General features: G+C 73.6%; 26 protein-coding genes. 13 read left to right on the top strand and 13 right to left on the bottom strand.

All coding sequences use genetic code 11. From position 1 onward, the window contains the following. Nucleotides 1-196: 196 nt before the first annotated feature. Nucleotides 197-370 (top strand): hypothetical protein, encoded by a 174-nt coding sequence (locus Sri02f_RS33150; protein WP_106980896.1) that lies wholly within the window; start codon nucleotides 197-199, stop codon nucleotides 368-370. Between the two features lie 223 nt (nucleotides 371-593). On the opposite strand, the gene Sri02f_RS33145 is transcribed toward Sri02f_RS33150, so the two are convergent. Both Sri02f_RS33145 and Sri02f_RS33140 read right to left on the bottom strand, forming a co-directional pair. Beyond that, nucleotides 594-1,937 carry an amidase gene (locus Sri02f_RS33145; protein WP_109005023.1) on the bottom strand — a complete coding sequence of 448 codons (1,344 nt, stop codon included), beginning with the start codon at nucleotides 1,935-1,937 and terminating at the stop codon, nucleotides 594-596. Between the two features lie 229 nt (nucleotides 1,938-2,166). Then, nucleotides 2,167-2,883 carry a FadR/GntR family transcriptional regulator gene (locus Sri02f_RS33140; protein ID WP_109005022.1) on the bottom strand — a complete coding sequence of 239 codons (717 nt, stop codon included), beginning with the start codon at nucleotides 2,881-2,883 and terminating at the stop codon, nucleotides 2,167-2,169. Nucleotides 2,884-3,047: 164 nt separating this feature from the next. Here Sri02f_RS33140 and Sri02f_RS41435 point away from each other — a divergent pair, with 164 nt between their 5' ends. From Sri02f_RS41435 to Sri02f_RS33125, 4 genes are read left to right on the top strand one after another with little or no spacing between them, the layout of a single operon-like run. Further along, nucleotides 3,048-3,197, top strand: a complete 150-nt coding sequence (locus tag Sri02f_RS41435; protein WP_159106814.1) for a hypothetical protein — start codon at nucleotides 3,048-3,050, stop codon at nucleotides 3,195-3,197. Further along, nucleotides 3,194-3,952, top strand: a complete 759-nt coding sequence (locus Sri02f_RS33135) for an SDR family NAD(P)-dependent oxidoreductase (RefSeq protein ID WP_109005021.1) — start codon at nucleotides 3,194-3,196, stop codon at nucleotides 3,950-3,952. Before Sri02f_RS41435 ends, Sri02f_RS33135 begins: the two co-directional genes overlap by 4 nt. Next, the gene (locus Sri02f_RS33130) at nucleotides 3,949-5,049 is read left to right on the top strand and encodes an aldo/keto reductase (RefSeq protein ID WP_109005020.1); all 1,101 of its coding nucleotides are present in this window, start codon (nucleotides 3,949-3,951) and stop codon (nucleotides 5,047-5,049) included. Before Sri02f_RS33135 ends, Sri02f_RS33130 begins: the two co-directional genes overlap by 4 nt. Then, nucleotides 5,046-5,870, top strand: coding sequence for an amidohydrolase family protein (locus Sri02f_RS33125; protein ID WP_109005019.1), 825 nt, complete (start codon nucleotides 5,046-5,048; stop codon nucleotides 5,868-5,870). Before Sri02f_RS33130 ends, Sri02f_RS33125 begins: the two co-directional genes overlap by 4 nt. Here Sri02f_RS33125 and Sri02f_RS33120 read toward each other — a convergent pair. After that, a complete protein-coding gene (locus Sri02f_RS33120; protein WP_109005094.1) occupies nucleotides 5,858-7,279 on the bottom strand; it encodes a lipase maturation factor family protein in 1,422 nt (473 codons plus the stop codon). The genes Sri02f_RS33125 and Sri02f_RS33120 overlap by 13 nt on opposite strands. A gap of 138 nt (nucleotides 7,280-7,417) precedes the next feature. Between Sri02f_RS33120 and Sri02f_RS33115 the strand changes: the two genes are divergently transcribed. The 3 genes from Sri02f_RS33115 (at nucleotide 7,418) to Sri02f_RS33105 (ending at nucleotide 10,881) form a co-directional block, all read left to right on the top strand. Further along, on the top strand, nucleotides 7,418-7,783 hold the full coding sequence (locus Sri02f_RS33115; RefSeq protein WP_159106813.1) for a hypothetical protein: 366 nt from the start codon (nucleotides 7,418-7,420) through the stop codon (nucleotides 7,781-7,783). 62 nt (nucleotides 7,784-7,845) lie between these two features. After that, a complete protein-coding gene (locus Sri02f_RS33110; RefSeq protein WP_109005017.1) occupies nucleotides 7,846-9,957 on the top strand; it encodes a SpoIIE family protein phosphatase in 2,112 nt (703 codons plus the stop codon). Nucleotides 9,958-10,017: 60 nt separating this feature from the next. After that, a complete protein-coding gene (locus Sri02f_RS33105) occupies nucleotides 10,018-10,881 on the top strand; it encodes an Fpg/Nei family DNA glycosylase (protein WP_109005016.1) in 864 nt (287 codons plus the stop codon). On the opposite strand, the gene Sri02f_RS33100 is transcribed toward Sri02f_RS33105, so the two are convergent. From Sri02f_RS33100 to Sri02f_RS33080, 5 genes are all read right to left on the bottom strand, one after another. Continuing rightward, on the bottom strand, nucleotides 10,882-12,843 hold the full coding sequence (locus Sri02f_RS33100; RefSeq protein ID WP_109005015.1) for a caspase family protein: 1,962 nt from the start codon (nucleotides 12,841-12,843) through the stop codon (nucleotides 10,882-10,884). Then, on the bottom strand, nucleotides 12,840-13,232 hold the full coding sequence (locus tag Sri02f_RS33095; protein WP_109005014.1) for a hypothetical protein: 393 nt from the start codon (nucleotides 13,230-13,232) through the stop codon (nucleotides 12,840-12,842). Before Sri02f_RS33095 ends, Sri02f_RS33100 begins: the two co-directional genes overlap by 4 nt. Nucleotides 13,233-13,441: 209 nt before the next feature. After that, the gene (locus tag Sri02f_RS33090) at nucleotides 13,442-14,104 is read right to left on the bottom strand and encodes a zf-HC2 domain-containing protein (protein WP_109005013.1); all 663 of its coding nucleotides are present in this window, start codon (nucleotides 14,102-14,104) and stop codon (nucleotides 13,442-13,444) included. Nucleotides 14,105-14,245: 141 nt separating this feature from the next. Beyond that, on the bottom strand, nucleotides 14,246-14,758 hold the full coding sequence (locus Sri02f_RS33085; RefSeq protein WP_109005012.1) for a hypothetical protein: 513 nt from the start codon (nucleotides 14,756-14,758) through the stop codon (nucleotides 14,246-14,248). 136 nt (nucleotides 14,759-14,894) lie between these two features. Continuing rightward, entirely contained in the window at nucleotides 14,895-15,443 is a 549-nt protein-coding gene (locus Sri02f_RS33080; protein ID WP_109005011.1) for a sigma-70 family RNA polymerase sigma factor, read from the bottom strand. A gap of 315 nt (nucleotides 15,444-15,758) precedes the next feature. Between Sri02f_RS33080 and Sri02f_RS33075 the strand changes: the two genes are divergently transcribed. Next, complete coding sequence (locus Sri02f_RS33075) at nucleotides 15,759-16,892, top strand: CapA family protein (RefSeq protein WP_245970922.1); 1,134 nt, start codon at nucleotides 15,759-15,761, stop codon at nucleotides 16,890-16,892. Between the two features lie 40 nt (nucleotides 16,893-16,932). On the opposite strand, the gene Sri02f_RS33070 is transcribed toward Sri02f_RS33075, so the two are convergent. Beyond that, nucleotides 16,933-17,406 (bottom strand): universal stress protein, encoded by a 474-nt coding sequence (locus Sri02f_RS33070; RefSeq protein ID WP_109005009.1) that lies wholly within the window; start codon nucleotides 17,404-17,406, stop codon nucleotides 16,933-16,935. Between the two features lie 87 nt (nucleotides 17,407-17,493). Here Sri02f_RS33070 and lysX point away from each other — a divergent pair, with 87 nt between their 5' ends. Further along, on the top strand, nucleotides 17,494-20,775 hold the full coding sequence (lysX, locus tag Sri02f_RS33065; RefSeq protein WP_109005008.1) for a bifunctional lysylphosphatidylglycerol synthetase/lysine--tRNA ligase LysX: 3,282 nt from the start codon (nucleotides 17,494-17,496) through the stop codon (nucleotides 20,773-20,775). 104 nt (nucleotides 20,776-20,879) lie between these two features. Beyond that, nucleotides 20,880-21,719 carry a polysaccharide deacetylase family protein gene (locus Sri02f_RS33060; RefSeq protein ID WP_109005007.1) on the top strand — a complete coding sequence of 280 codons (840 nt, stop codon included), beginning with the start codon at nucleotides 20,880-20,882 and terminating at the stop codon, nucleotides 21,717-21,719. A gap of 30 nt (nucleotides 21,720-21,749) precedes the next feature. On the opposite strand, the gene Sri02f_RS33055 is transcribed toward Sri02f_RS33060, so the two are convergent. Beyond that, nucleotides 21,750-22,421, bottom strand: a complete 672-nt coding sequence (locus Sri02f_RS33055; protein WP_109005006.1) for a class F sortase — start codon at nucleotides 22,419-22,421, stop codon at nucleotides 21,750-21,752. A gap of 333 nt (nucleotides 22,422-22,754) precedes the next feature. On the opposite strand from Sri02f_RS33055, the gene Sri02f_RS33050 reads away from it, so the two are divergent. Then, complete coding sequence (locus tag Sri02f_RS33050) at nucleotides 22,755-23,261, top strand: hypothetical protein (RefSeq protein ID WP_167467671.1); 507 nt, start codon at nucleotides 22,755-22,757, stop codon at nucleotides 23,259-23,261. A 116-nt stretch (nucleotides 23,262-23,377) separates the two neighbouring features. Here the strand turns inward: Sri02f_RS33050 and Sri02f_RS33045 are convergent, their stop codons facing one another. The 3 genes from Sri02f_RS33045 to Sri02f_RS43710 form a co-directional block, all read right to left on the bottom strand. Beyond that, the gene (locus tag Sri02f_RS33045; protein ID WP_109005004.1) at nucleotides 23,378-23,917 is read right to left on the bottom strand and encodes a hypothetical protein; all 540 of its coding nucleotides are present in this window, start codon (nucleotides 23,915-23,917) and stop codon (nucleotides 23,378-23,380) included. Nucleotides 23,918-24,157: 240 nt separating this feature from the next. Next, nucleotides 24,158-24,922 (bottom strand): bestrophin-like domain, encoded by a 765-nt coding sequence (locus tag Sri02f_RS33040; protein ID WP_109005003.1) that lies wholly within the window; start codon nucleotides 24,920-24,922, stop codon nucleotides 24,158-24,160. A gap of 21 nt (nucleotides 24,923-24,943) precedes the next feature. After that, a complete protein-coding gene (locus Sri02f_RS43710; RefSeq protein ID WP_281261911.1) occupies nucleotides 24,944-25,072 on the bottom strand; it encodes a hypothetical protein in 129 nt (42 codons plus the stop codon). 223 nt (nucleotides 25,073-25,295) lie between these two features. Between Sri02f_RS43710 and Sri02f_RS42165 the strand changes: the two genes are divergently transcribed. Further along, entirely contained in the window at nucleotides 25,296-25,601 is a 306-nt protein-coding gene (locus Sri02f_RS42165) for a hypothetical protein (protein ID WP_176589892.1), read from the top strand. Nucleotides 25,602-25,814: the final 213 nt, after the last annotated feature.

The raw sequence follows: 25,814 nt of genomic DNA, 5'->3' as shown, positions 1-25,814 counted from the left end.
ACGGGCAGCAGGACGGAGTGCCACCCACACCCATCGTCCGTCTGGGACACGCCGGTTCACCACGGCCAGCTCTCCTGGGAGTCACCGGCGCAACCGTGTCGCCACCGACTCCAGCCAGACCCGAGGGAGCGTCCAGAGCCGGACCGCAGAATGGCCGGCACGCCCCGAGGGTGATCCGACACATAAGGAGTGCGCGGTGACACCGGAGAAGACGAATCGCGAACAGCGCCCCAAGGAACGCACGGAGCGCGCCGGCCGCCGACCCGGCGAGCTCGGCAGCCTCGACGTGTGGGCGCGCTCCGCCCCGATCCGCCTGGCGGGCTACGAGGACGACCTCGCCGAGCCCCACATCCTGCCCAGCGTGGACTGAACCCGCCCGCGGGATCCCTCGCGATCGCCGACCGCATGGGCGTGCGCCCACGCAGCCCACGCCCATGCGAACCTCCGGCCGCCCCGAACCCCACCGCCTCCCCGGCTCGCCCCCGTCCCGGCTCGCCCCCGTCCCGGCTCGCCCCCGTCCCGGCTCGCCCCCGTCCCGGTCCGATTCGCCTCTCGGCGCTTGCGGGCTCCCCGGCGCCCCCTCGCGCTTGCGCTCAGTCCAGCGGCGCCGTCCGTCGCCACGGCCGGAGAGTCTCCATCTGCTCGGCCAGGCGCAGCAGTTCGCCCTCGGTTCCCGGCCGGCCCACCAGTTGCACCGCGGTGGGAGCGCCGGACGGCAGCGTCCCGAAGGGGACGGTCATCGCCGGCCAGCCGGTCAGGTTCCACGGCGGCGTCAGCGGCGAGTAGTTGGTGTTCACCGCGATGTTGCGCAGCCAGCCCCGCTCGTGCCACGGCGCCGCCTTGGGCGACCGTCGCGCCAGTGCCGGAGTGAGCAGCACGTCGTACCGCGCGAAGAAGGGCTCCAGGCGCCGGCGCAGCTCCTCCCGCGCCGAGCCCCCGCGCACCCCGTTCAGGAAGCGCCGGCCGACGGCCGCGTGCACCCGGGTGCGCCGGGTCAGCAGCCGGGCGTCCAGACTCTGGGCGTCCACCGCGGTGCCCGCCGTCCAGTGCGCGAGCGACGTGACGCCCAGCGACAGCGGATACGGCGGCTCCGCCCGCTCCACGTGATGTCCCGCCCGGACGAGCACCCCGGCCGCCTCCCGGGCCGCATCCGTGTACGGCCGGGTCACGACGACCCCGGCCAGCGGACTGCGCACGGAGACGGCGACCCTGAGCGCACCGGGTTCCGCGGGCCCCGCGACCTCGGCGCCCGCCAGGACCGACAGCATCAGCCGCGCGTCCTCGACGGTCGTCGCCAGCGGGCCGTTCTCCGACATCCCGAACCAGTCGCCCTCCCCGATCCCGGCCGGCACCACCCCGTGGCCCGGCTTGATCGTCACCAGTCCGCAGTTGGCGGCCGGGATGCGCAGGGAGCCCATGCCGTCGTTGCCGAGGGCGATCGGCGTCATCCCGGCGGCGACCGCGGCCGCGCTGCCCCCGGAGGAGCCGCCCGCCGTGCGGGACGTGTCCCACGGGTTGCGGGCCGTGCCGTGGACGCCCTCCGTGGTGCCGAAGACGCACAGTTCGGGCACGTTGGTCAGGCCCACGACCACCGCGCCGGCCGCCCGCAGCCGGGCCACGGTGACATGGTCGGCGCCGGCCGGCACGTCCGGTGTCGCGGCCGAACCGACACGGGTCGACTCGCCCCGCACCCCGAGGTTGTCCTTGACCGCCAACGGCACCCCGGCCAGCGGCAGTTCGGCCAGATCGGCGCGGGCCGCCAGCTCGTCCGCCTCGGCGAGCGCGGCCGCGGCGCGGACCACGCGGAACGCCCCGATCCGCCCGTCCAGCCGCTCGATCCGCGCCAGGTGCTCGGCCACCGCCTCACGGGGCGTGACCTCCTTCGCGCGTACGGCGGCTGCGATCTCGACGGCGGTCCGGCCGACCCAGTTGGTCACGGCTGCTCCTCGGGGGGTCCACTACTACTCGCGAGTACGTGGGAGAACTCTGCCTCGCCGGGCCCCTCGCGTCGACCTCGCGCGGCTCCGCGGAGCGCGGCCGGACCGGCCGGGCCCGCCACCACGGAACCGGCACGCTGCGGCGGTCCGGGCTCCGCGGCGGTCCGGGCTCTGGGGCGGTCCGGGCTCTGCGGCGGTCCGGGCTCTGGGGCGGTCCGGGCTCTGCGGCTCAGGTGTTCACCTGGGCCCTGAGCCATTGCTCCACCTCGCCCACGTGGGCCGCCGCCGCCGCGCGGGCGGCCTCGGGGTCGCGGGCGAGCAGGGCGCGGTGGATCGCGGCATGCTCGCGGCGCGTGCGGGCGAAGGCGCCCTCCTCCTGGTAGCCACGCCACACGCGGGCGCGGAAGGTGCGCGAGGAGACGCCCTCCAGGATCGCCGCCATCGTCTCGTTGCCGGCGGCCGAGGCGATCGCGCGGTGGAAGGCGAGGTCGTGCGCGAGGATCTCCTCCGGGTCGTCCGTGGCGTTCATCGCCGCCAGATGCCCTTCGACGAGGGCCAGCTGCTCCGGGGTGATACGGGCCGCGGCCAGTGCGGCGGCCGTCGACTCCAGGATCCGCCGGACCTCCAGCAGCTCCACCAGTCGCGTCCCGCGCGACAGGTCCGCGACCACGCCGAAGGTCTCCAGGAGGTCCCCGGCGCTGAGCTGGGTGACGTAGATGCCGGAGCCGTGCCGGGCCTCCAGCACGCCCAGCACCGTGAGCGCCCGGATCGCCTCGCGCATCGAACTGCGGGAGATGCCCAGCTGGGCCGCGAGATCGCGCTCGGTCGGCAGCCGCTGGCCCGGCTCCAGCAGCCCGTCGCCGATCATCGCCTTGATCCGCTCGATGGCGCGCTGCGTCACAGTGCCCTTCGGGGCGGCGGTCTCGCTGGGCGGGGTGTCTTCCACGTGGCCTCTCCTGTCGCCGGTGCACCGTGACCCGGTCATCGCAGTGGTCGGACCACTTGAGCCGTGAACCTGGCGAAAACGCTATCGGGGGGTGTTGCCGCAGGGAAGTGGTCTGATAAATATGCGGGGCAATCGTATCGCCCCGCCCGATGAGGAGCCGGCCGATGGCGCCCGCGCCCACTGCCCGCGTCACCGCGGTCGACCTCCACGACATCCGCGTCGGCGTCCGGCGCGACGCGATCGCGCGGCGCCCCCACCCCGGCGGCGGCTTCCGGGCCGCCGACCGCGACAGCCGGAAGGAGAACACGGCGTGAGCGACTTCGAAGGGCTGACGGCCCTGGTGACGGGGGGTGCCTCCGGGATCGGCCGGGTGACAGCACAGCTCCTGGCCGAACGCGGCGCGCGGGTCGCCGTGCTCGACCTCGACCCGTCGGGCGTCGAGAAGCCGCTGCTCGGCTACCGGGCCGACGTCGGCGACGACGCCTGTGTGCGTGAGGCGGTCGAGGCCGCCGTCGCCGAACTCGGTGGGCTCGACGTGCTGGTCAACAACGCGGGCATCGGCGCCCTCGGCACCGTCGAGGACAACGACGACGCCGAATGGCACCGCGTCCTCGACGTCAACGTCGTCGGCATGGTCCGCACCTCCCGCGCCGCCCTGCCGCACCTCAGGCGCTCCTCGCACGCGGCCGTCGTCAACACCTGCTCCATCGCGGCCACCGCGGGTCTTCCGCAACGCGCCCTCTACAGCGCGACCAAGGGCGCGGTGTACTCGCTGACCCTCGCCATGGCCGCCGACCACGTCCGTGAGGGCATCCGCGTCAACTGCGTCAACCCGGGCACCGCCGACACTCCCTGGGTCGGCCGGCTGCTCGGCGCGGCCGACGACCCGGCCGCCGAACGCGCCGCCCTGGAGGCCCGCCAGCCCACCGGCCGCCTGGTCAGCGCGGCCGAAGTCGCGGGAGCCATCGCCTACTTGGCGAGCCCCCTGTCCGGCGCCACCACCGGTACCTCGCTCGCCGTCGACGGCGGCATGCAGGGCCTGCGGTTGCGCCCGGCGGGCCCTCGATGACCGGCCTCGGCCGCAGCGGCGTCGAGGTCAGCGCCCTGGGCCTCGGCGCCGCTCCCCTCGCCAACCTCTACTCCGAGGTCACCGACGAGCAGGCCCACGACACCGTGACCGCCGCCTGGCGGCGGGGCGTGCGCTACTTCGACACCGCGCCGCACTACGGGCTCGGCCTGTCCGAACGGCGTCTGGGCGCCGCCCTGCGGGAATTCCCGCGAGCGCGGTACACGGTCTCCACGAAGGTGGGCCGCCGCCTGGAGCCCGTGGACCCGCCGGACGGCGACGACCTGGCCCACGGCTTCGCGGTGCCCGCCACCCACCGCCGGGTGTGGGACTTCAGCGCCGACGGGGTGCGCCGCTCCCTGGAGTCCTCGCTGGAACGGCTCGGCCTCGACCGCGTCGACGTCGTGTACCTCCACGACCCCGACGACCACGGCGAACAGGCCTTCCGCGAGGGCTATCCGGCCCTGGAGAGACTGCGTGCGGAAGGGATGGTGGGCGCGATCGGCGCCGGCATGAACCAGACGGAGATGCTCACCCGCTTCATCAGTGACACCGACGTCGACGTGGTGCTGTGCGCCGGCCGCTACACGCTGCTCGACCAGCGCGCCCGCGCCGGCCTGCTGCCCGCGGCCCTCGAACGAGGCGTGTCGGTGGTGGTCGGCGGCGCGTTCAACTCGGGTCTGCTGGCGGACCCGAGGCCGGGGGCGACGTACGACTACGCCCGGGCGCCGGCGGAGCTGCTGGAGCGGGCCCTGCGCATGAAGGCGGTCGCCGGCCGGCACGGCGTCACCCTGCGTGCCGCCGCGCTGGCCTTCTGCGCCGGCCATCCGGCGGTCGCGAGCGTCCTGGTCGGCGCCCGCTCGGCCACCGAGGCCGAGGACTGCGCCGAACAGTTCGCCGTGCCCGTCCCCGCCGCGCTCTGGGAGGAGCTGCGGGAGACCGGCCTGCTGCCCGCGCAGGACCCGTCGGAGCAGCCTCGGGAACAGTCTTCGGAGCAGTCTTCGGAGCAGTCTTCGGGGAAGCCGTCGGAGGAGTCCTCGGAGGGGTCCTCGGTGGGGCCGTCGGGAGGGTCGCCCGGCACCGGGACGGAGCCGCGGTGACCGTCGACGCCCACCACCACGTGTGGGACCTGTCCGTACGCGACCAGGACTGGATCGACCAGGACAGTCCGCTGCGGCGGGACTTCGCCGTCGAGGAGCTGGCGAGCGAGGCCCGTGCGGTCGGAGTCGAGCGCACGGTCCTCGTCCAGACGGTCACCGTGGCCGAGGAGACCCCCGAGTTCCTCGCCCTCGCGGAGGCGCACGACCTGATCGCGGGGGTCGTCGGCTGGACCGACCTCACCCGCCCCGACGTCGCCGACGAACTGGCCCGGCTGCGGGAGCTCCCCGGCGGTCGTTTCCTCAAGGGGATCCGGCACCAGGTCCAGGGCGAGCCGGACCCGCGGTGGCTGCTGCGGGCGGACGTGCTGCGGGGTCTCGCCGCCGTCGCCGACGCGGGACTGGTCTACGACCTGGTGGTACTGCCCCACCAGCTCCCGGCCTGCGCCGCCGCGGCCGCCTCGCTGCCCGGACTCACCTTCGTCCTGGACCACTTGGGCAAGCCGCCCGTCGCGTCCGGTGTGCTGCGCCCCTGGGCCTCGGACGTCAGGGCCCTCGCCGCGCTGCCCAACACGGTCTGCAAGCTCTCCGGCATGGTCACCGAGGCCGGCCCGGGACCCTGGAGCGCCGACGGCCTGCGCCCGTACGCCGACGTCGTGCTGCAGGCGTTCGGTCCGGACCGGCTGATGTTCGGCTCGGACTGGCCGGTGTGCACGCCCGCCGCCTCGTACGCGCAGGTCCTCGACGTCGCGCGGCGGCTGACCGGTCCGCGCGGGCACGAGCAGATCTTCGAGACGACCGCCGTGCGCGTCTACGGCCTCTGATCCGCGCCCGCCAGCCGGGTCGGCGGCAGGTACTCGCGCACATACGTCCGCTGCCACCATGCGCCCGTCTCCCGCCGCTCCCGCCGGGTCGTGTACCGGTAGCGGAAGAGGCGGGCGCGGATGTGCCGCGGGGGGCGGCCGGGCGGGAACGGGGAGCGGCGCAGCAGCCTCAGCGTGTCGCGGTCGTTCTCCAGCAGCCGTTCCACCAGGGCGGCGAACCACGCCCCGGCGTACGCGGGGGAGAGGGCCGCGAACCACATCATCCAGTCCAGGCGCAGATGGTAGGGGGCGAACTGGCCCGGCCGGCGGCGGGGGTCGCCGGGCTTGCCCCGGAACTCGTACGCGCGCCAGTCGGAGTCCTCGCGCGGCACGTCGTCGAGCGTGCCCTCGACCACCACCTCGTAGCGGATCCGGCTGACGCTGCCGAACGCGCCGTAGGTGTTGACCAGGTGCAGCGGATCGAAGGAGCGGTTCATCACCTGGCGGCGGGAGAGCATGTTGACCACCGGGCGGTAGCTGAGGAACAGCAGCAGCGCGGCCGTGGCGAGGACCACGACCTCGAACCACAGGGGTGCGGCGGGGGCCGTCCGGCGGCCGCCGGGCAGCGCCAGCGCGGGCACGGCCAGCACGACGGTGATCCAGTTGAGCCAGGCGAAGTTGCCCGACAGCACCAGCCACAGCTGGGTGGCGATCATCGCGGCCGCGGCCGCCGTCGCGACCGGCTGGGGAGCGAACAGCAGGAACGGCACGACGAGTTGGGTGACATGGTTGGCGGCCGCCTCGACGCGGTGCAACGGCTTCGGCAGACGATGGAAGTACCAGCTCAGCGGGCCGGGCATGGGCTGGGTCTCGTGGTGGTGGTAGAGGCACGTCAGCTTGCGCCAGCAGGCGTCGCCGCGCATCTTGATCAGGCCCGCGCCGAACTCGACCCGGAACAGGATCCAGCGCAGCAGGAAGACCACGAGGACCGGCGGGGCGACCTCGTCGTTGCCGAGGAACACGGCGAGGAAGCCGGTCTCCAGCAGCAGGGACTCCCAGCCGAACCCGTACCAGGTCTGGCCCACGTTCACGATCGACAGGTAGAGAGCCCACGGCAGCAGCCACAGCGCCATCGCCGCCCACAGCGGCGCCAAGCTGTCCGCACCCGCCAGCAGGGCCGCCGACACCGCGCAGCCCGTCCATGCGCAGGCAGCGAACAGCCGGTCGGAGTAGCGCAGTTGGAACAGGCTCGGCGCCTGCCGGAAGGACGCCCGCCGCACGAACCGGGGGATCGGCAGCATCCCGCGCTCGCCGAGCAGCGGGCGGAACTGCAGGGCCGCCGTCAGGAACGCGACCAGGTACACGCCGGCCAGGCCGCGCTGGAAGACCAGCCGGCTCAGCCAGTACTCGGGTGCGGTGAACCAGTCCACGGCCGTGCGCTCCTCCTCTCCGTCGCCCGTCACGATGCGTGATCGGGTGCTCCGCTTGCGTGACCGGGGCGGGTGAAGCAGACAATAGTGGTCGAATCCCCTCAAGGGGGCGGACCGGATCGATTGCGGGAGAACGTGGTGCGACTACCCACTGCCACCGTCCTCACCGCCTGCGCGCTCTCGGCGGCGCTCGTCGTCGCCGGCCGCGGCGGTGAGGGAGCGAAGTACACGATGCCGGGCCCGAAGGCCGTCCTCCCGGCGGCGCAGGGCCGCGTCCTGTTCGCCGACCCCCTCACCGACCTCTCGGACCCCGGCTCCGACCCGGACTCCGGCTCCGGCCTCGACCGCGGCGTCGACCCCGACGCCGTCGGCCCGGAGACCGTCCCGGAGGTCCCCGACCTGCCCGACGGCGGCGGAATGGTCCCCGACGGACCGGACGAGTCCGACGCGCTCGACCCGTCCGACCCCGTCTTCGGCAGCCCTGTCGACACCGTCCTCGGCTGACCGCGGCCGCGGGCCCGCGCCCCCCGGTCGAAGAATCCGGCAAACCCTGGCAAGGTGGCCCCATGGCTGATCGGGGAGCGAGTGCCCTGTCACTCCCGGACGACTGGCCCGCCCACCCGGATCCCATCCTGGCGCTCAACCGCATGGGCAGTTTCGACTGGGACCTGGACTCGGGGCTGTTCCACATGGACGCCCGAGCCCACGAGATCTTCGACATGCGTCCCGACGAATACGACGGCGATCCGGCGTCGCTCAGTGTGCGGGTCCCGCCGAACGAGGCCATCCGCCTGGACGCCCTGGTCGCCCAGGCGATCAAGGACGGCAGCGAGAACTACGGCGCCTACTTCCGTCTGCGGCTGCGCGGCGGTGCCCTGCGCTGGACCCACACCCAGGGCTACATCCGGCGCGACCGCACCGGCCGGCCGCGCCGCATCGTCGGCATCGTGCGGGACGCGACCGACGAACTCGGCGACCTCGCCGCGCGCCGCGACGGGGACACCCTGGACGACGCGCGCCGCGAGCAGACCAACGTCGTCCAGCTCACCACGGCGGCCCTGGCGCACGCCCGCACCGTGCAGGACGTCATCGACGTCCTCAAGGACACCCAGGGCCTCACCCACCTCGGCGCCACCAGCCTGGTCATGGGACTGGTCGAGGCCGGCCGCATCCGGCTCATCGCCGAGGGGCCCGAGGGCAGCTTCGTCCCCGGCACCCTCGTCACCCGGATCGACGAGCCGTATCCGATGAGCGAGGTCGTGCGCACGCTCACTCCCCGCTTCATCGAGTCGGCGGACGAGTTCGCCCGCGGCTACCCCGTGCTGTGGCCGCACCTGACCGACCTGAGGATCACCTCGGCGGCCTATCTGCCGCTCATCGTGCAGGCCCGCCCGATCGGCGCCATGGGCCTGCTCTACAGCGACCGGCGCGGCTTCACGCCCGAGGAACGCAACATCCTCGTCGCGTTGGGCAGCAGCATCGCGCAGAGCCTGCAACGGGCCATGTTCTACGAGCAGGAGAAGGACATCGCCCAGGGCCTCCAGCAGGCCATGCTGCCGCGCACCATCCCCAGCGTGCCCGGCGCCGACGTCGCCGTCCGCTACCGGGCCGCCACCATCGGCGGCTCACACGGCCGCGACATCGGCGGCGACTGGTACGACCTGATCCCACTGCCCGGCGGCACCCCCTCGGGGGGCGGCCGCGTCGGCGCCGTCATCGGCGACGTCCAGGGTCATGACACACACGCGGCCGCCGTCATGGGCCAGCTGCGCATCGTGCTGAGGGCCTACGCGGCCGAGGGCCACACCCCGGCCACCGTGATGGCCCGCGCATCGGTCTTCCTGCACGAACTCGACACCGACCGCTTCGCCACCTGCCTGTACGCGGAGGTCGACCTGGCCACCGGGGTCGTCCAGGTGGTGCGCGCCGGGCACATCGACCCCCTGCTGCGCGACCCCGACGGCGCCTGCCGCCGCGTCGCGGTGCCCGGCGGGCTGCCGCTCGGGCTGTCCGCCGAGTTCGGCAGCCTGGACTACCCGGTCGGCACCATCGAACTCGACCCCGGCCACACGCTCCTGCTGTGCACCGACGGGCTCGTCGAGCAGCCCGGCGCCGACCTCGACGACGGCATGCTCGCCCTCGCCGCGTTCATCTCCGCCGGCCCCGGCGACGTGCGCAAGCTCGCCGACCAGCTCATCGACGTCGCCGAGGAGCGGGGCGGGGACGACGACGTGGCCCTGCTCCTGCTGCGCCGGCGCGGCCCGGACGGCCCCCAGAGCGGCAACCGGCTCCAGCAGCATGTGGCGCCCGGCGATCCGGAGGCCCTCGCCGAGGCCCGGCACATGATCCGCGCCGCCGTGCGCGCCTGGGGCGCCCGGGACCGCTCCGACGAGATCGAGCTGGTCGCGGACGAGCTGATCACCAACGCGCTCATGCACACCGAGGGCGCGGCGATCGTCACGCTGCGGGCGCTCACCGGCGACGAACGCCGGCTGCGCGTCGAGGTGGAGGACTCCTCCAGCGCCCTGCCGCGCCGCCGCGAGGCGGGCGAGTCGGGCGTCTCCGGGCGGGGCCTGATGCTGGTGGACCTGCTCGCCGACGGCTGGGGAGTGGAGGCGCGCGGCGGCGGAAAGTGCGTGTGGTGCGAGTTCGCGGTGCCGCCGCCGGGGCGGCCCTGACCGGCGCCACGCGCGCACGCGTCGCGAGGCGATGTCCCTCCCGGGTGGCACTCTGGACGTATGCCGGAACTTCCCGAGGTCGAAGCGCTCAAGGACTTCCTGGCCGAACACGCCGTCGGCCACGAGATCGTGCGGGTGCTGCCCGTCGCGATCAGTGTGCTGAAGACGTACGACCCGCCCGTCACCGCCCTGGAGGGCCGGCCGGTCACCGCCGTGCGCCGGCACGGCAAGTTCCTCGACCTGGCGACCGGCGACGGCCCGCACCTGGTCGCCCACCTGGCCCGCGCCGGCTGGCTGCACTGGAGGGACCGCCTGCCCGACGGCCCGCCCCGCCCCGGCAAGGGCCCCCTGGCCCTGCGGGTCGCGCTGGAGACGGGGGAGGGCTTCGACCTGACCGAGGCGGGCACCCAGAAGCGGCTCGCGGTGTACGTGGTGCGCGAGCCCCGGGAGGTCCCGGGCGTCGCCCGTCTCGGCCCCGATCCGCTCGCCGACGACTTCGACGAGGCCCGCTTCGCCGCGCTGCTCGCGGGCGAGCGGCGCCGGCTCAAGGGGGCCCTGCGCGATCAGAGCCTGATCGCGGGCGTCGGAAACGCCTACAGCGACGAGATCCTGCACGCGGCGAGGATGTCCCCGTTCAAACTGGCCTCGTCCCTGACCCCGGAGGAGACCCACACCCTCTACGCGGCCCTGCGCACCACGCTCACCGAGGCGGTCGAACGCTCGCGCGGGCTGGCGGCGGGCCGGCTGAAGGCCGAGAAGAAGAGCGGTCTGCGCGTCCACGGCCGCACCGGCGAACCCTGCCCGGTCTGCGGCGACACCGTCAGGGAGGTCTCGTTCAGCGATTCCTCGCTGCAGTACTGCCCCACCTGCCAGACGAGTGGCAGGCCGCTGGCGGACCGGAGGATGTCGCGGCTGCTGAAGTAGTCACCAGTGGGGTGCGGCGATCATGTAGCCCACGAGTATGAGCACGGCCACGATCAGGGCCGGGACCGCAAGGCCCTTGGCGACGGACGCCATGCTCCGCGTGCCGTGCACCGCCGGTTCCGCGTCGCGTCTGCCCAGGGTCTCCAGGTCGTGTCGGGCGAACGCGCCGACGACGAGGGCCAGTACGGCGGTGATCATGGTCACGGTCAGCAGCGGCAGCACACCCTGCTGGTGGACGTTGTGATCGAGGTCGCCCGTCTGCCCTTCCTGGCCCCGGTCCAGGGCGGCCACCACGACCGCCCGGATGCCGAGGATCACGGTGACGGCCGCGGTGGCGGCGAGGGCGAGGGCCGCGCCGGCGAGGGCGGAGGCGCGGTGCGAGGGGAGCCCGGCACGGCCGGCGGCCTGCTCCGGGCCTGCCTGCCCGGTGCCTGCCCGCTCCGGGGCTGCCTGCCCCGTGCCCTCCTGCCCCTGGCTCCCCTGCTGCGGGCTCTTCCCGTGCGGGTCCGCGTGCTGCCCGCCCTTCCCGTGCGGGCCTGCGTGGCTCGGGCCCGTCCCGGCGTGGGGCATGCCGTCCCCACCCGTCGACGCAGACGTGCCGTCCGCTCCCGTCCGGGGGTCCGAGGGGGCGACGACCACGGTGTCCGGGTCGTGCACCGACCCGTTCGCGGGTTCAGCGGTGGCCTCCGGCGGCCGGGTGTCGCGCGAGGGGCCCACCACCGCCTCGACGTGGACCACCGCCTCGTCGGCCACGCCCTTCAGGGCGATGTCGCCGGACAGAGGCCCCTCGGTGGTCGCGTCGACGCGGACCGTGAAGCCGTTCGCGGTCGGCTCGACCCGCAGCCACGACTGCGCGGGCTGGGCCACGCAGTGGCGGGCCAGCGGCGGGCCGTTCATGGTCACGGACTTCTCCTGAAGGGGTGAGCCCTTGGGCACCAGGCCGAAGTCCAGACGGTCGGGGGAGGGCGCCAGCTTGATGTCGCGCAGGGCGCGGGACGCCTCGTCGGCTATCTGCCGGATGTCGTTGCGCGCGACGTCCTCCAGAGCCTGGCGTGCCCCTTCCGCCAGAGGCAGGGACTCGTTCTGCAGACGGGAGCGCAATTCCAGCACCGCGCCCTGACGGGTGAAGGCGTTGTCGCTGTTGACGGCGGCGAGCAGGGACGGCGGCGAGGGAATGGCGGCGATCTTGATGCGGCCGCGCCGGCTGTGCGCCAGCTGCAGCTCTCCCTGCATCTCCACCGTCTTGCTCGGCGTCTGGTTGGGGTTCTGCTCCTGCACGTGCTCGTAGACGTAGTCGTAGAGGTCGTCCAGGGACACCTCGCCGTCCGCGTCGAGGTCGGCCTCGCCGGTCGCCAGGCCCTCGACCACCGCGTGGGTGAACACCGAAGGCCGCGGGGCGGAGTTCTCCGCGAGTTCGTCGCCCTCGAAGGCGAACTCCATGGAGTTCGACGCCGTGATGACCGCCCACCCCCGTCCGCCGGGCCGCTCCCTCGTGAAGGACTCCAGGACGTTGACCTCTCCGGTGGCGCGCACGGACGGCGATCCCCGGGAGAAGGCGCCGCCGTAGCAGCAGTCGAGGAACAGGACGGTCCGGCCGGCCCGGGTACGGGACATGCACCCGCGGACGAACTGGGCCGGGATCGCCGTGGCGTCCAGCAGCCGGGGCTCGGTGTCGCTGGCGGCGAAGTACAGTTCGCCGGACTCGCTCTTGAGGCCGTGGCAGGAGAAGTGCAGCACCAGGGTGTCGTCACGGCGGCGGTCGCTGAAGAAGCCCTGGATGCGCCTGCGCATGGCGTCGGCCGGCGCGTTGCGCACGACGTCCACGTCGAAGTCGCCGATCTGCGGGTCGTGCAGCACCCCGGCGAGGGCGGTGGCGTCCTGGGCGGGCGCCTTGAGCTGCTTGAGCCCCTGGTCGGTGTAGCGGTCGTTGGCGATGATCAGCGCGTGTCTGGCGTCCGTCATGGCTGGGCTCCGGCCGTGGAGTGACGCTGGAGGAACATGTCGAACGCCCTGGCCACCTGCTCGTCGGTCGCCTCGGAGATCTCCAGTACGTCGTCGTCCAGGGAAAGGTGCAGTGAGGGCCGGGATTCCCGGCAGCGGCCGCGCCACTCGCGGATCGCGTCCAGGACCTGCCTCAGACCCGTGACCGTGCTGCCCAGGGTGACCAGCAGCGCGCCGATGGCGGCCACCTCCACGACCCGGGCGCCGGGCGGGGGCTCCTCGCCGGGCACGGACGTCACGTCGTCCACGTCGAGCCGCAGCAGTTCCTCGCGCAGATAGCCGGTCAGTTCCGCGATGTCCTCGACGTCCGCGCCGTCCTCGGCCACGAGGATCTGCAGGGTCTTCTCCACCGGGCGGCCCCTTTCGGTCGTACCGCAGGGGCGGCGCGGAGTCGGACGGTCGGTGGCTCCGCGTCCGCGTCTACGACAATTTTCCGCCGTCCGCCGCACGGCCGCAACTCACGTGCACCGCCCGGGAGGTGGGTCGGCGCAGGTCCAGAGCCGTCCGCGGCCTCGGACCGGACCGCGTGGAGGGTGCGGGTTCCCGCGGCGGTGCGACGTCAGTGGGCTTCCAGCGTCACCAGGTGCTCGCCGGTCGCCGTGCGCAGCTCGTAGGCGACGATCTCGTCGGGGTGCCAGGCGGCCGCGCCCTGCACGGTGTTGGGGCGGGCGTCGTGCCGGGGCACGGTCCAGCTGGTGACGGTCTGCTCGGAGCCGTCCGCGCCGATGGCGATCAGGCGGCAGGAGCGGGGGCCGGCCCCGTCCTTGACCTGCAGCTCCACATGGCTGCCCCACGTCTCGTCCTCGGTGGTGACCTGGGCCCACACGCCGGACTTCTCGTCCGTGGCGGTGACCCGCACGGCGTCCTCGCCGCCACCGCTGCCGCCGCCCGCCGTCATGGCGAGCACGGGAGCGGCCAGGGCGACGACCACCGAGGCGGCGATCGCGTACAGCACGCGCCGGCGGACGGCCCGGTGCCGGACCGCCACCTCGGCGAGCAGCCGGTCCAGCAGCTGCGGGCCCGGGCCGGCGAAGGGGTGCACGGTGCGCGGGGTGGCGCGCCGGTAGAGCATCATCTGACGTGCGGTGGGGCCGAACTCGGTGACCTGCGCCGCACACTGAGGACACTCCATGAGGTGGTCCTCGAAGCGGAAGGCTTCCGCTTCGTCCAGCACGCCGAGCGCGTACGCGCCGACGTCGCGATGCCTTTCCAGGGACCTCATGCCGAAACCTCGTGCCGTTGAGTGCCAGTGGGGTTACTCCTTGCTCCCACCGGTACGCACCCGGCCGCCGAATCACTCAAGCCGCGTACCGAATCGTGACCCACATATTCGGAGCGGTCGGCCTCGCGGATTGGTGCGAATCTAAAAAAGATGAATCGCCAGATGCCCGAGGGGCAGTCCGAGCTGCCAGGCGGGCGTCCAGACCTTCGGTCCCTCGTCCTCGCCGGCCGGGGAACCGCCCGGCACCGCGTTGAGATCGGGGGCGAGCAGCTCGGTCTCCCCCAGCCAGCGCCAGGCCGCGGCCGCCAGTTCGAGATCGGGTGCAGGGCCATCCAACTGGGCGGCCTCGGCTCTCAGTTGAGACATACGTTCGTCGACCCAGTCCTGCCACGGCTGGTCGTACGCCGTGAGCGAAAGCCAGGTCTCCAGCTGAGTGACGACCCGGATCCCCGGCAGCTCCCCGTCGGTGTCGGACAGGAAGATCGTCAGCGCCAGGGTGTCGCGCCCGGCGCGGAACTCGAAGGACGTCGGCGGCATCAGATCGCCGGTCCGCAGCAGTTCGTCGGCGATGTACTCGGCGTACAACCAGGCCATGGGGACGGTGAGTTCACCGCCGCCGGTGCCGTCCGTGCTCTGGTGTCCTCGGTGCAGCATCCCTTCCTGCCTTCCTCCGGTGCTTGCGCGTCGCCCGTTGCCGGGACCCCAGTCCGCAACACGGATAAGGACACCCGATTACCCGGAGGGGGTCCACGGCAAGGCGCTTTACGGAGGCTTGACCGGATCGTCGGTTTCAGTGCAGGTCGGCCGCGTATCCCGGAAGCACCCGGCGCAGGGCGCGCAGCGCGTAGTAAGCGCGCGACTTCACGGTACCGGGCGGAATTCCGAGGGCCTCGGCGGCCTCCGCCACACTGGCCCCTCGGAAATACACCAGCACCAGGACTTCACGGTGTTCCGGAGTGAGTGTCTTCACAGCCTCGCGGACGTCGAGGGCGGCGGCCGCCCGCTCGGCGTGGTCGGCGCAGACGGGCGCGTTCTCCAGGACGGCGTCCCCGACCTCCGGCGGCCGCGCCTGCCGGGCCCGCCGCGCGTCGATCGCCAGCCGGCGGCCCACGGTGAGCAGCCAGGGCCGTACGGAGTCGAAGGCGTCGGCGCGCAGCGCCTCGGGGTGCTGCCAGGCGCGCACCAGGGTCTCCTGGACCAGGTCCTCGGCGCGCTGGCGGTCGCCGTCGCACAGGCGCAGCAGCAGGGCGAACAGCGGTCGGCCGTGTTCGCGCTGCAGTGCGGCGAGTTCGTGTTCGGCGGTCGTCGTCCGGGCGTTGAGGGCGGTTCCGGCGGTCATGGGCGTATGGCACCGCAAGGGGCCGGATCCGGACAGGGTGCGCACAAGGGTCTGCGGCGGACGGTCGATCGCGTCGGCGAACGGTTCGACGAACGGTCCGGGCTACGCCGATCGCGGGCATCGGCCCTGGACGAAGGGAGCGCCGGAGCGGTCGTCCGCCGTCGATGGATTAGTAGTGATACGTGCGTAAATATGACAACCCATGTGAATCGGGGTGATCCGGTGCCCGCCCGCAGACACCAGCTCACGCGCAGACGCCAGCTCACGCGCAGACGCCAGCTCATCCTCCGACCTCGACCGGCCCGCAGACACCAGGTGGCCCTGGCGCTGACGGCCCTGCTCGCCTCGGCCGCCGCCTGCCAGGCCCACGACCACAGCTCGGCCGACCGGCCCGGCCGCCCCGCGCCGCCCGTCGCCCGCGGCTTCACCCTCGTGACCTCCGGCGACATCCTCCCGCACGCCACGGTCGTCGACCGCGCCCGCTTCGACGCCGGCGGCACGGGCTACGACTTCCGCCCCGTGTTCGAGGGCGCCAAGCCCGTCGTCTCGGCCGCTGACCTGGCCCTGTGCCACGTGGACACGGTCTTCGGCGCGGCCGGCGACCACACCGGCTCACCCGCCGGCACATCCCCGCCCGAGATCGCCGCGGCGCTCGCCGCCACCGGCTACGACGGCTGCTCCACCGCCTCCGGCCACAGCCTGGACGACGGCGCCGCCGGCGTCCAGCGCACCCTCGACGCGCTGGACGCCGCCGGCGTGCGTCACGCGGGCACCGCGCGCACCGAGGCCGAGGGCAACTCGATCACCCTCCTGCGCGCGGGCCCGGCGCACGTCGCCCACCTCGCCTACACCGGTGACACCGGCGGCCACCCGCTTCCGCAGGGGCGGCCCTGGACCGTCGGCCTCGCCGACCGGAACCGGATCCTCGCCGACGCCAAGGCCGCCCGGAAGGCGGGCGCCGACGTGGTCGTGGTCTCCCTGCACTGGGGAACCGCATGGCAGGAGGCCCCGGACGACCGCCAGCTCGCCCTCGCCCGCGCCCTCACCGCCTCCCGCACCGGCGGCCGCCCCGACGTCGACCTGATCATCGGCACCGGCGCCCACGTCCCCCAGGCCTACGAGAAGGTCAACGGGACCTGGGTGGTCTACGGCCTCGGCGACCAGATCGCGGGCGAGATGTTCAACAGCCAGGGCCTGCAGGACGCCCGCGGGACCCAGTCCACGATCGCCCGCTTCACCTTCGCCCGGCCGGCCGGGCCCGGGGGCCGCTGGGAGGTGCGCAGGGCCGAGTTCCTGCCCCAGATGTTCGACATCGACGCGGGCCGGGTCGTCGACCTCGACCGGGCCCTCGCCCGGGGCGCCGAAGTGGCGGGCGTACGCGACCGGATCAGGACCGTCACCCTCGGCCGGGGCGCGGCCGCGGCCGGGCTGGTGACGGGGGAGCGGTGACCCCCGCCGCGCCCGCCGGCGCGAGGTCCCGCGGCGGGCACTACGGAACCACGGTCACCGGCCAGCGCCCCGCTTTCACCAGCCGCACCGCGACCGAGCCCACGAACCGGTGCCCGGCCTGTTCGGAGGCGCCCACCACCACCGCGTCCGCCTTGAGCCGGTCCGCCGCCTTCACCAGACCGCTGTAGGGGTCGCCGCGGAAGGTGTGGAACTCCCAGCGCACGTCGAATATCCCCCGGGTCCGCTCGGTGGCCTCCCGGATCTGCGCGACCAGATCCTCGGCGATCGCGTCGGTCGTCTCGGCGACCGGAGCCCCCAGCGCCGCGCCCGCCGTCAGCACCGGCTGCACGTACACCACCGCGAGCAGGGCGTGCTGGCGGCGGGCCAGACCGCCGGCGTAGGCCGCGGCCCGCAGCGAGGATTCGGAGCCGTCCACGCCGACGAGGACGACCTTGGGACCGTCCGTGCCCCGCTCGAACTGGTGGGCCGGCTGCTGCGAGTGCTGTTCCGTCACGGCCAGAGGCTATCGGAGGCCCCAGGTCCGGCCCGTGCGCGGGCCGCTCGACGGGCGGCCGGCCCCAGGTGTTCCTACAGTCGAGGCATGAGTGCCCCCGTGGAGAGCGCCACGGCCAAGGGCGCCGCGGGGCCGCCACGGCGGTCCGCGAACCGCTTCCTCAGCCGGGTGCCCGAAGCCTTCGCGACGTTCTTCGCAGCCCTCGCCCTGCTCTGCGTCCTGCTGGCCCTGGTCCCGCCGCTGCGCCGCCTGCTGCGTCCGGTCGTCCGCTTCCTCGACCTGCTCATCGTCCCGGTCAGCGCCAACCTCGCCTACGCCGTCTTCCTGCTGCTGCTGGCCGCGGCCACCGCCGCCCGCAAGAAGGTCGCCTGGTGGCTGGTGGTCGTCTACCTCGGGCTGCTCGTCCTCACCGACGTCCTCGGCGTCGTCCTCGGCCTGTACGCGCAGTCCGTCCCGTCCCTGGTGGTCTGCGGGCTCGCGCTGGGCCTCCTGGTCGTCGCCCGGGGCGAGTTCTACGCCGCCTCGCGCCGCGCGGCCCTGCGCCGGGCGCTCGCCGTCCTGCTCGTCGGGCTCGTCCTCGCGATGCTCGCCGGCTGGGGACTGGTCGCACTGTTCCCGGGCACGCTCCCGGCCGGCCAGCATCTCGCCTGGGCCGCCAACCGGGTCCTGGGCGGCCTGGTCTCCGCGGGCTCCTTCGACGGCCGTCCGCCGCACGCCCTGTACCTCCTGCTCGGCCTCTTCGGCGCCCTCGCCCTCCTCAACGCCGCCGCCGTGCTCTTCCGCTCCCAGCGCATGGAGGCGGCCCTGCACGGCGACGAGGAGCCCCGCATCCGCGCCCTGCTGCGGGCCCACGGCGGCCAGGACTCCCTGGGCTACTTCGCCACCCGGCGCGACAAGGCCGTCGTCTTCTCGCCCAGCGGCAAGGCAGCCGTCACCTACCGCGTCGAGGCCGGCGTCTGCCTGGCCAGCGGCGACCCCGTCGGCGACCGCGAGGCCTGGCCGCACGCCATCGCCGCCTGGCTGGACGTGGCCCGCCGCTACGCCTGGGCGCCCGCGGTCATGGGAGCCTCCGAGGACGGCGCGAAGGCCTTCGCCCGGGCCGGCCTCGGAGCCCTGCAACTCGGCGACGAGGCCATCGTGCACATCGCCTCCTTCGACCTCGGCGGCCGCGAGATGCGGGTCACCCGGCAGGCCGTGAACCGGGTGCGCCGCACCGGCGCCACCTGCCGGGTCCGCCGCCACCGCGACCTCACCGAACAGGAGATGGAGGAGATCGTCGACCGCGCCGACGCCTGGCGCGACACCGAGACCGAACGCGGCTTCTCCATGGCCCTGGACCGCCTCGGCGACCCCGCCGACGGCGACTGCCTCCTCGTGGAGGCCCTCGACGAGGACGGCCGGCTGCTCGCCCTGCTCTCGTTCGTCCCGTGGGGCGCCGACGGCATCTCCCTGGACCTGATGCGCCGGGACCGCTCCGCCCCCAACGGCGTCATGGAGTTCATGGTCGCCGACCTGTGCGCCGCCGCCCCCAAGCTCGGCGTGCGCCGGATCTCGCTGAACTTCGCCGCCTTCCGCTCGGCCTTCGAGGAGGGCGCCCGCATCGGCGCCGGGCCGGTCCTGCGCCTGTGGCGGCGCCTGCTGCTGTTCTTCTCCCGATGGTGGCAACTGGAAGCCCTCTACCGGTCCAACGCCAAGTACCGGCCCCGGTGGTACCCCCGCTTCCTCTGCTACGCCGACGCGGGCTCCCTGGCCCGGGTGGGCCTGGCCTCCGGCATCGCCGAGGGCTTCGTCCCGGTGCCCTCCCTGCGCAAGCTCTGGGGCAGACGGCGCACCACGGGCGGGCCGCGTCCCGCCACCACCGAGGGCCTGCCGCCGGCCGCGGCGCTCGGCCTCGAGGGAGGGGACGGGGCCGGACCCGCCCTGCCGGACGCGGGCCTGCCCGAGCAGGTCCGCGTCCGGCACCGCACCCTCGACCGGCTGCGCGCCGCCGGCGCCGACCCCTATCCGGTCGGCGTCCCGCCCCGCACCCACGCCCTCGTCGACGTGCGCGCGGGCGAGACGGTCACCGTCGCGGGCCGCGTCCTGCGCGTCCGCGACTTCGGCGGCATCGTCTTCGTGACGCTGCGCGACTGGTCCGGCGACCACCAGCTCGCCCTCACCCGAGACGCCCTCGGCCGTGACGCCCTCGACTCCTTCCGGGCCGACACCGACCTCGGCGACCACGTCTGCGCCACTGGAACGGCGGGCGCCAGCGACAAGGGGGAGCCCACCGTCTTCGTCGCCTCCTGGCAGCTCACCTCCAAATGCCTGCGCCCCCTGCCGGACAAGCGCCGAGGCCTCACCGACCCCGAGGCCAAGGTCCGCATGCGCTACCTCGACCTGGTCTCCAGCCCCGCCGCCCGCGACGTGGTCCGGGCCCGCTCCGGCGCCGTGCAGGCGCTGCGCCGGGGACTGCTGGAGCGCGGCTACCTGGAGGTCGAGACGCCGATGCTCCAGCAGATCCACGGCGGCGCCAACGCCCGCCCCTTCACCACCCACATCAACGCCTACGACCTCGACCTCTACCTGCGCATCGCGCCCGAGCTCTATCTCAAGCGGCTGTGCGTCGGCGGCCTGGAGAAGGTCTTCGAGATGGGCCGCACCTTCCGCAACGAAGGCGTCTCCTACAAGCACAACCCCGAGTTCACGATGCTGGAGGCGTACCAGGCCTACGCCGACTACGACGACATGCTCCACCTGGCCCGCGAGCTGATCCAGGGCGCGGCCACGGCGGCCTTCGGCTCACCGGTCGCCCGCAAGGACGGCCGGGAGTACGACATCTCGGGCCGGTGGCCGGTCAAGACCGTGTACGGCGCGATCTCCGAGGCGCTCGGCGAGGAGGTCGACGCCGACTCCCACCTGACGGTCCTGCACCGGCACTGCGACCGCGCCGGCGTCCCCTACACCTCCGACGACGGCCGCGGCGACGTCGTCCTGGAGATGTACGAACGGCTCGTCGAGGAGAAGACCCGGCTCCCCACCTTCTACAAGGACTTCCCGACGGACGTCTCCCCGCTCACCCGGCAGCACCGTGTCGACCCGCGCCTCGCGGAACGCTGGGACCTCGTCGCCTTCGGCACCGAACTCGGCACCGCCTACTCCGAGCTGACCGACCCGGTCGAGCAGCGCCGCAGGCTGACCGAGCAGTCCCTGCTGGCCGCGGGCGGCGACCCCGAGGCGATGGAGCTCGACGAGGACTTCCTCGACGCCCTCGAGTACGCGATGCCCCCGACCGGCGGCCTCGGCATCGGCGTCGACCGCCTGGTCATGTTCCTCACCGGCCTCACGATCCGCGAGACCCTGCCGTTCCCGCTGGTGCGACGCCGCTGAGGCCCTCGGCGGCGTGACGGCGACTGCGCCGGGCGGGTGGAATCGTGCCGCCGGTGCGGTGTCGAGGGGATGGGGCGAAGGCCCGCCGGGCGACTGATGACTGCATGAAGAAGGAGCAGTTGTTCACGCGCCGCCGGGCGTTGCTCGCCGGCGCCGCCGCCGTCGCAGCGGCCGGCACGGCCGGAGTGCTCGTGCGGGGAGAGGACGGCGAGCCGGTCAGGGCCGCCGCCCCCGCCGCGGGCGCTCCGGCGCGCAGCCTCCCGCTGAAACCCTCCGCCTACCGCCTCCAGCCCCTCGCCGGCTACGGCCCCCCGCCCACCGCCCCCGGCCGCACCCCGGTGCGCCACGAGCCGATGATGAGCATGACCGGCCGAGGCCGCGCCATGGTGCTCACCTTCGACGACGGCCCCGACCCCCGCTACACCCCCCGCATCCTCGACACCCTGGCCGAGTACGACGTGCGCGCCATGTTCTTCGTGTGCGGGGAGATGGCCGTCGACAACCGGGAACTGCTGGCGCGGATGGCCGACGAGGGCCACATCGTCGGCAACCACACCTGGTCGCACCCCTTGCTGACCCGTCTCACCCGCCGTCAGATCCACTCGGAGATGTCCCGCACCAGCGACGTCATCGAGGAGGGCTACGGGGAGCGGCCCCGCTGGTTCCGGGCCCCCTACGGCGCCTGGAACCGCGCCGCCTTCCAGCTCGGCTCGGAGATGGGCATGGAGCCGGTCGCCTGGACGGTCGACACCCTCGACTGGACCATGCCGGGCGCCGGCGTCATCGTCGACCGGGTGGAGAAAGGGGCCGCCCCCGGCGTCGTGGTGCTCTCGCACGACGCCGGGGGCGACCGCTCGCAGAGTGTGCGGGCGCTGCGCAGCTATCTGCCGCACCTCCTGGACTCCGGCTACCACATCACCGTGCCCCGGCGGCAGTACACCTGACCCGGCCCGCCCGCCCGGTCCCGGCGCCGCTCAGCGGACCTCGACCAGGCGGGCGAAGGCGACGACGTTCCCGTCGTATCCGTTCGCCTTGGAGAAACCGCCGCCGCAGGTGATGACCCGCAGTTCGGGAGAGCCCTTGGAGGCGTAGACGCGGTCGCCGGGGAAATCGCTCTTCTCGAAGACCTCGATACCGTAGATCTCGAAGACCGCGGTCTTCCCGTCCTTCCGGGACACCTCGACGCGGTTCCCCTTCTTCAGCGCCCCGAGCCCGTAGAACACGGCCGGCCCGAGTTTGTTGTCGACATGGCCGACGACGACCGCCGTGCCCTTCTCGCCCGGCGAGACGCCGCCGGTGAACCAGCCGGCCAGGTTCGGGTCCTCCGGCGGCGGCGCGCCGACCCAGCCGTCCGCGTCCAGACCGACCGCCATGACCGGCGCGTCCACCCGGATGGCCGGGATCCGCACCCGGTCCGGCTCGGCGTAGGGCAGCGGGGTCGGGGCCCGGCCGAGGACGCCCGCCGCGGTGCGGCCGTCCGCCGCCGCCGCGGCGGCCGGCTGCGGCGGGCCGACGTCGAACTCACCGGACCCGTTGCGGATCAGCGCGAGACCCGTCAGCAGAACAAGCGCTATCACGCCCCAAGGGGCGCGCTTCTTCTGCCGCTCCTCTTCTTCCGCCGCCTCGGACAGCTCGTACGCAGACATTCGCCATCCCCTTTCGACGCGGCCGTCGCCACGTCCTTTCGCGCATACGAGAACGCTAAGTCCCAGGGCGCGAACCGGCGACGGGGCGGCGGCGAACGGGTGGCCCGGGTCCCGTGCGGTGCGCCATCCGAGTTGACGACGAAAGGAATTTTCTGACGGTCCGTGACCTGCGGCGATATCCGATTGCGCGCATTCCGCCCGGCGTGTCCTCTCACCAGGACGGACCATTGCCGAAATGCGGGCGCGCGCACGGCATCTGAGGGTCTTTTCGGGAGGCGCTTTCTCGCCGACATGCCGGGGACGGGCCCCGGGGCGCCTTCCGCGGAGGATCACATGCCCACCACTCGCGTCCTGGCCGCCTCGGCGGTCTCCGCCGCCGCGGTCGCCGCCCTCGGACTCGCCGCCCCCGTCGCCGTCGCACGCGACGGCATGGGCGCCCGCCCGAGCAACATCGTCGTGCTGCCCAGCGTCATCGCGCGCGGCGGCCAGATCACCGTCACCGTCGACGGCTGCCCCGGCGGCGGGTTCATGACCTCGCCGGCGTTCGGGCAGGCCAACCTGACGCCGATCAACGGCGCCAACCAGACCGCGAAGGGCAGGGCGACCATCAACGACAACGCCCGGCCCGGCACCTACGACATCACCGTCAACTGCTCCGGCAGGACCCTGACCCGTCCGGCCGCCTTCACCGTCATCGGCGGCGTCCGCGGCGGCCTCGGCGGCAGCGTCGGCACCGGCGCGACCCCGACCGACATGGCCATCGGCGGCGGGCTCGTCGCCGCGGCCGTGGTGGGCGGCGGCCTGTTCTGGATGCGCCGCCGCGCCGAGCGCCGCATCTGACGTCTCTGACGCCTCTGACGTCCGCCCTCTTCGAAGAGCCCGCACGCGAACAGGTCTTCGCCCCGGTCCCCGCGAGGATCGGGGCGAAGACCTGGGCACGGCGCGTGCGGAGGCCGTCAGCCGCCGTCCTCCGCGCTGCGACGCCGCGCGAAGCGGTACGCGGCGGCCATGGAACCCGCGATGAGCGCGGCGCCCAGCCCGATCTCCTGGAGGTCGAACCCCGCGACGCTGCCGCCCTCGCCGGCGTGCACGCCCCGCGGGACGGGATAGGGCGCCGGGGTGACGTCGGCCGGGCGACGGTCGGCGATCGTCAGCTCCTTGATCGCGCTGACGCCGCCGCAGGTGAACGTCACCCGGTACGACGCGCCGGGCCTGGCGTCCCAGTCGACCGTGGTCACCGCCGACGTCGACCCCCGCGGGACGACGACCGTGTCGAACACTCCTGAGGACACCGTCACGGAGTTCCTGCAGCCGCTGACGTGGCGGTCCACCTGGACGGCGACCTGACCGCCCGCGGCGACGGTCGAGGGCAGCAGGCTGTAGCCGTTGGACATGACGTAGTGGCCGTCGTCGTCGCTCGCGACGGCGGCCGATGCGGAGAAGGCCAGGGCGGTGGCGCCCAGGAGTGCGGCCGAAGCGACGCGTATCGCGCGCATGGTGGATCCTCCGGTCCCCGAGGAGCAATTGCGGACCTTTTCCGCTTACGTCATCGATGCACCTCGATGTCCGAAACGCTAGGAACATGTGTGCGCGTCCGCGATTCCTGTAGCGCGAATGGGGCACGGGCGTAAGCCGCTCAGGGGAAACCGTTGCTGCGCACGGGGGACGGCGGCGGCGTGGCGGCCGCCGTCCCCCGGCGCGGGAAACGGGAGTGAGCGGACGTCAGCCCGGGAGGCTCAGCCCCTGATGCCGGGGAACAGGTTGAGGAAGGGTTGCGCCGACGCGGTGACACCCCGGCTGTAGGGGGCGTCGAAGTCCCAGATCAGGAAGAGCAGAAACGCGATCAGAGCGGAGAACAGCCCCGCCAGGACCAGTTCGCGGGTCGTGCGCCGGATCTGCAGCGCGAAGACCATGCCGATGGTGATGACGGCCCCCGCCAGCAGTCCGAACCACACGACCCCCGGCATGGTGGCCCCGGTCGAGTCGGCGCGGGCGTGACGCGCCTGGTCGGCCGCGGCCATCTGGTCGAGCAGCGGCTGGTAGGCCTGCGCCTGGAAGTCGGACGCCGGCTGGTAGTCGGTGACGTCCACCCGGACCTTCTGGAGCAGCGCGTCGCCGCGCGGGGTCACCTCGCCGTCGTCGGCCATCTTCTTCCACTCGACGTCGACGACGTGTCCGACATAGGCGTTGACATCGGCCCGAATGCGGTCCCGGACGTCGGGCGGATAGACCCGCACCCGCTCGGAGATCTCGTGCAGCGCCTGGGCCTCCGTCTGGACGTGGTCCTGGGCGACGCTGCGCGCCTCCCAGACGCCGGCGATGGCCAGACCCAGGACGATGGCGTAGACCACGCCGATCCACATCGTCATGTACTCGATGACGTCAGGGGTTTCGGAGGGGTCCTCGTCCTCGGGCGCCCTGCGGTGCCGTACGAGGGTCACGACGACCACCACCGCGCAGGCGGCGAGCATCGCGAGGGTGAGAACAAGCCATTCCGGCAAGAGATGCCTCCTGGATCGGCGTTAGCGCGGCCGCAGCGCGGCGACGGCGATCACCGCGGGCACGGTGATGAGCAGGACGTAGGTGACCGGCGACTGACCGCCGCCGACCGACCGCTGATGCGGCGAGGCGTGGTAGGCCGGATAGCTCACCGGGCGCACGGAGGGGCGCGGGGCGGGCCGGGGCTTCGGCGGGGGAGGCGGTGGCGGTGTCGGGACGGGGACGACGACGGCTCGGGCGGGAGGAGGCGCGGGCCGGGGCGGTGCGGGCGCCGGGCGCGGCGCGGGGCGCGGTTTCGGCGCCGGCGGCCTCGGCCTCGGGGGCGGCTTCGGGGCGGGACTGGGGGAGGGCGTCGGCTTCGGGGGCGGCGACGGCGTGGGAGTGGGAGGGGGCGTCGGCCTGGGCGGTGGCTTCGGCGGCTCGGGCGGCGGCGGGGTGGGCGTCGGCTTCGGGCACACCGGGGGCGTCGGCCACCCGTGGCCGCCGGCGACCGCCACCGCCTCGGTGCCGTCCGGGCCCGTCGACGCGTACGCGCACGCGTCGGCCGTGGCCACCCCGGCCGGCGCGGCCGCGAGGATCCAGGCCACGGTCACCAGGGCCAACGTCCTGGTGAGAAGAGCGGATCGGATCGGTTCGGGTCCATGCACGACGGAGATCATGCGGCTTCGCACGCTGCCGTGAGTCCATGCCCGGCAGTGATTGCCCCGAACGGGGGAAGTTCCGGTTCGCGGGTTTGCCGGTCGGTGCGTTCGCGCATCCGGCCGGCCGTGCGCGTGTGCGACCGGGCCGGCCCTTCGCGCCAGGCCGCGGCGGCCCTCGCGGGCGCCTTCGGGACGGCCCGTCCCGCCCCGCGAGACAGGTCGCCGAAAAGAATTTCGCGCCGTGTTTGAACAC

The sequence above is a fragment of the Streptomyces rishiriensis genome, from assembly GCF_003112535.1.
Lineage (GTDB): Bacteria > Actinomycetota > Actinomycetes > Streptomycetales > Streptomycetaceae > Streptomyces > Streptomyces rishiriensis.
This window is presented reverse-complemented; position numbering and strand designations above follow the sequence as displayed.